The organism is Reyranella sp. (assembly GCF_050185545.1).
Taxonomy (GTDB): Bacteria; Pseudomonadota; Alphaproteobacteria; order Reyranellales; family Reyranellaceae; genus Reyranella.
In genome coordinates this window covers 1-5,249 of the sequence record NZ_JBFWZI010000244.1, presented here as the reverse complement: position 1 = coordinate 5,249, position 5,249 = coordinate 1, and the positions used below count along the sequence as shown (strand labels likewise).

The following is a 5,249-nucleotide window of genomic DNA, read 5'->3' as shown; positions in this document are numbered from 1 at the left end:
CGGCCTTGCCGGGCTGGCTCGTTTCGGCGGCGAGTGGCTGGTACCTGCCGGTTGCGGAGCAGGCCGCGAACCTGTTCGAGCGGTCCCGGATCGCGCTCGGTGCCTATCTGCTGGCACAGGTCATCATCGTGGCGGCCGTGTTTGCAGTCCCCTTTCTCACGGTCGCCATCGCCCGATACGTGCTGAGCGCGCTTCTCCTCGGCGGAATCGCCTACGACCTCGCTCTCTATGCCGTTGCCGGCCAATTCCCCAACTACGAAACCACCGCCACGATGATCGGCAATCTGCACGTCGGGTTTCGCGGCACGTTCAGCGCCTACGCCGCCGCCGCCCTGCCCAGCATCGCCGCGGTCATGGCATCCGCCGTGATATTCTGCTGGAAGCCGCCCGCTTCGGCTGGCCCGCTGGCCGTCATCGTGACGACGATGGCATTTTTTGCGGTCGGCGCGATCCTCGTCCGCTCGGACGGCCATACCACAGCCTTCCCCTCGCCCGTCACTTCGTACATCAACGTCTACAAGTCGATCGTCGAGAGCGCCGATCAACCTCTCGAACAGGTCCGCTACGACGGACCGCTTCGCAGCCCCTTCGACAAGATCGTCTTGATCGTCGACGAGAGCATCCGTGGCGACTACATCTCGCTCAATGATCCCCAGGTCGGAACCACGCCGTTTCTGTTGTCCAGGGCGGTTGAGCTGGAGAATTTCGGCTTGGCGAGTTCCGGCGCGAATTGCTCCACCCAGGCGCGCCTGATCCTCCGCTTCGGAGCGCGCCTGCAGGATCTGCAACATTCCTGGAAGACCATCAGGACGCGCAGTGCGCTATGGCAGTTCGCGCGGCACGCCGGCTTCGAGACCGCACACATCGATGCCCAGGGCACGGCCCACCGCTACGATAGCGGCATGACCGCAACCGAGGCGAGCCACGTCGATCTTCGGGTTGTCGTCGACAGTGCGCCTCCCTACGGCCGCGACGAGATCGTTGCCTCCACCTTGCTCGACCTCCTGAGGCGACCGGGTCGCCTGTTTATCCTGGCGGACAAGTATGGCGTGCACGTTCCGTACGACAAGGCGTACCCGCCGGAGTTCGCGCTGTTCCCGACAGGGGGGCCAGCCTTCTCCCTGGCGGATCGTCCGACCTCGATCGCCTATTACAAGAACGCCATCCGCTGGTCCGTCGATCACTTCTTCCAAGCCATTCTGACGCCGGGGATCCCGGAGAAGACTCTCGTTCTCTACACTTCGGACCATGGCCAGTCCCTGTCGGCGACCGGGATGTCTCATTGCAACACCGGGAAAGCGGCGGAAACAAGCGAAGCGATCGTTCCGCTCTTTGCGCTGACCAGCGATACTGAGTGGCGCCAAAGACTGGCTGAGGGAGCGATCATGAATTTCGACAAGGCCAGCCACTTCGAGCTGTTTCCGACGGTCCTGCGGGCTCTCGGCTATGACGAACCGTGGGTGCGCGGCACGTTCGGGTCCAGCCTCGTCGACAGGCTCACGAACCCGGATGGCCGCTGGTTCTGGGCGGGCGGCAAGCTGATCCCCGTCGACAGGTGACCCGGAACGATCTCGCTGATTGCCCGCCGCGGCGTCAGCCACCACAGTGAGCGCCGGCCCGCGCACGATGACGACCCTGTTCGAATACGATCCCGACATCGGCTATCGCTTCGTGCCCCATCTCAAGACGCGCGTCGCCAGCCCCGATGGCGGCTACCTGGTGCGCACCAACGGGCAGGGCTTCCGCAGCGACCGCGAGTTCGAGCGCGACGATCCGGCGCCGCGCATCCTGGTGTTCGGCGACTCGTTCACCGCGGGCGACGGCGTCTCCAACGGCAGCCGCTACAGCGACGTGCTGGAGAACCTGCTGGCGCCCGTCGAGGTGCACAATTTCGGCCTGCCGGGCAGCGGCACCGATGCGCAGTTCGTCTGCTATCGGAAGCTGGCCGAGGGCGCGCCGTGCAGCGCCGTCGTGCTGGCCGTGCTGGTCGAGAACATCCGTCGCATCACCAGCCCCTGGCGTCCCTCGCAGACCGACGACGGCGGAGTCGAGTTCCTGCCCAAGCCCTACTTCGAGCTCGCACCCGCCGCCGGGCCTGCCGATGCAAGCGATACCGGAAGCGGGCGCCTGCCCAAACCCTATTTCGAGCTCGAGGGCGACAGGCTTGTGCGCCATCACGACCCGGTGCCGCGCGAGCCGGTGACGGCGCGCGAGCTCGAAGGCGACGACTCGGTCGACCGCGGCGGCCGCTTCCCGGCGCTGCGCCGGCTGGTCCGCTCGGTCGGCCTGCAGGGCGTGGTGCAGCAGTTGATCCGCTACCAGCCGACGCCCGAGTACGACAGTGCCGACGACCCGGCATGGCGGCTGATGCGGGCCATCCTGCTGGCCTGGCGCGCGGCGATCCCGCAGCCCGTCGTGCTGATGCCGCTGCCGCTCTACCAGCACGTCGAGGGCACGGCAGACGCCAGCGCCTACCGCCGGCGCTTCGCCGAGCTGGCGGCCGAGGGCGATTTCATCCTGCATGATCCGCTCGACGACCTGCATGCCTACGACCTCGAGACGAGGCGTGGCTTCCGCTTCAGGAAGGACGTGCACTTGACCCCGGCAGGCCATCGCGCGATAGCCCAGTCGCTTGCCGGCACCCTGCGGCCGCTGCTGGCCGGAGAGAGGGGAAGCGCTCCGTCATTCGGGGCGGAAGGGCCATGACTCATGTGGACCGCGGGCGTCTCGCCCGCTCATCAATTTCCATGAGCGGGCGAGACGCCCGCGGTCCATGCATGACCTCGCCGTCGGGCGGGCAGGATCCCTCGGCAGGCTCAGGACAGGCACGATCAGGACAGGCAGGAAAGGCGCCGTGAGCGAACCGTACATCCTGGGGATTTCCGGCCTCTATCACGATTCGGCGGCCGCCATCGTGAAGGGCGGTGCGATCGTCGCGGCCGCCCAGGAGGAGCGCTTTACGCGCAGGAAGCACGACCGCCGCTTCCCGAACAATGCCGTCAATTACTGCCTGGGCGAGGCCTTCATCGAGCCGGCCGACCTCGCGCTGGTCGCCTATTACGACAATCCCTGGCTGACGCTGGACCGCGTGCTGCGCAACTTCGCCGCCGTGGCGCCGCGCGGCCGCGAACCATTCAAGGCGGCGATGCGCTCGGTGCTGGGCGAGAAGCTCCGGGTCGGCGAGCTGATCGAGGGCGCGCTCGGCACGCGCCGGCCGGTCGCTTACGTCGACCATCACATCTCGCACGCCGCCTCGGCGTTCTATCCCTCGCCCTTCGCCAGCGCCGCCATCCTCACCATCGATGGCGTCGGCGAGCACGCCACCCTCACCATCGGTCACGGCAAGGACAACAGGGTCGAGCTCTTGCGCGAGATCCGCTATCCGCATTCTCTCGGCCTGCTCTACAGCGCCATCACCCAGTATTGTGGCTTCCGGGTGAACTCCGGCGAGTACAAGCTGATGGGGCTCGCGCCCTACGGCGAGCCGCGCTTCGCCGACCTGATCCGGAAGCACCTCATAGACATCAAGGAAGACGGCTCCTTCGCCCTCGATCTCGACTACTTCGCCTTCATGGATGGCGCGGCGATGGCGGGCGAGAAGATGCACGCCCTGTTCGGCGCGCCGCCGCGCGAGGCCGAGAGCCGGATCGCGCTGTTCCACATGGACGTCGCGGCCTCGATCCAGGCCGTCACCGAGGAGATCATGCTGAGACTCGCGCGCACGGCGCTGAGCCTCACCGGCGAGCGCAATCTCTGCATGGCGGGCGGCGTCGCGTTGAACTGCGTCGGCAACGGCAAGATCCTGCGCTCCGGCGTGACCGAGGGCCTGTGGATCCAGCCGGCGGCGGGCGATGCCGGCGGCGCGCTGGGCGCGGCGCTCTATGCCGCGCACATGGGGCTCGGGCTGAAGCGTGAGCGATCGGCGTCGGGTCGCGACAGCCAGCACGGCAGCTATCTCGGCCCGCACTATTCCAGCGCCCAGGTCCGCGCCTTCCTCGATCGCGCCGGCTATCCCTACACGCGCATCACGGATCGCGCCGAGCGCGCCGAGGCCATCGCCCAGGCGCTGGCGTCGGGCAAGGTGGTGGGCCTGGTGAGCGGACGCATGGAGTTCGGCCCGCGCTCGCTCGGCGCGCGCTCGATCCTGGCCGATCCGCGCGGCGCCGACATGCAGTCCAAGGTCAATCTCAAGGTGAAGTACCGGGAGTCGTTCCGGCCCTTCGCGCCAGCGGTGCTGAGCGAGCGCGTCGGCGACTTCTTCGAGATGACGGGCGAGAGCCCCTACATGCTGCTGGTGGCGCCGGTGCGCGAGGATCTGCGCCAGCCGTTCGATCTGGCGGCGTTCCGCCAGGGCGTCGCCGACATGATCCCCGAGGTCAACAAGGTCCGATCCACGCTGCCGGCCATCACCCATGTCGACTACAGCGCGCGGGTGCAGACGGTGAACGCGGCCGACCAGCCGGAATTCCACGCCATCCTGCGCGCCTTCGAGGCCGAGACCGGCTGCCCGGTGCTGGTCAACACCTCGTTCAACGTGCGCGGCGAGCCGATCGTCAACACGCCGCAGGATGCCTATCGCTGCTTCATGCGCACCGACATTGATTTGCTGGTGCTGGAGGATTGCCTGCTCGAGAAGGTGAAGCAGCCGAAGAGCAAGGAAGGCGATGCCTGGAGGAAAGAATTTGTCCTCGACTGACGCCACGCCCGACGCGCTGCTGGACGCGCTGTTCGATGCGCTGACGAAGGACGACGGCACGCCGCCGGTCGACCCGCACATGGCGCTGAAGCCCGACCGGGCGGCGGCGACGTACCTGATCGACGCGCCGCATCCGCAGCTGACGCTGGAGGAGATGCGCCGGCCCGACACCGCCGACCCGATGGACGAGGTCGCGCGCGTGCTGGCCGACGTGGCGCCCGAGCGGCGCGAAGCGCTGCTCGTCGCCATCAGGGCCGCCTGCGACGCGCTGGCCGCTGAAGCCGCCGACGGCGGTTCGGCCGAACCGCCGTCGCTGATCTACGCGCTGCATTGAAGGGCGCGGGCGACGTGAAGTCTTCATGCCCTTCCGGACCGCGGGCGTCTCGCCCGATCATGACGTCATGCTCTTCCGGACCGCGGGCGTCCCGCCCGCTCACGCTCATGAGCGGGCGAGACGCCCGCGGTCCGGGAGACGATGAGGTCGCAGCGCGAAGCCGCCGACGGCGGCCCGGCCGAACCGCCGTCGCTGATCTACGCGCTGCATTGAGGGACG

The 5,249-nt window shown here is 67.8% G+C and carries 4 protein-coding genes; all 4 read left to right on the top strand.

The genetic code is table 11. From position 1 onward, the window contains the following. The coding region (locus tag AB7O82_RS34580; protein ID WP_428621486.1) for a sulfatase-like hydrolase/transferase at positions 1-1,559 on the top strand (1,559 nt) is incomplete at its 5' end. A 67-nt stretch (positions 1,560-1,626) separates the two neighbouring features. Continuing rightward, entirely contained in the window at positions 1,627-2,706 is a 1,080-nt protein-coding gene (locus AB7O82_RS34575; protein WP_428621485.1) for a hypothetical protein, read from the top strand. A 148-nt stretch (positions 2,707-2,854) separates the two neighbouring features. Then, positions 2,855-4,696: a carbamoyltransferase family protein gene (locus tag AB7O82_RS34570; RefSeq protein ID WP_428553096.1), complete on the top strand. Its 1,842-nt coding sequence runs from the start codon at positions 2,855-2,857 to the stop codon at positions 4,694-4,696. Next, a complete protein-coding gene (locus AB7O82_RS34565; RefSeq protein ID WP_428553093.1) occupies positions 4,683-5,030 on the top strand; it encodes a hypothetical protein in 348 nt (115 codons plus the stop codon). The genes AB7O82_RS34570 and AB7O82_RS34565 overlap by 14 nt, the downstream gene beginning before the upstream one ends. Positions 5,031-5,249: the final 219 nt, after the last annotated feature.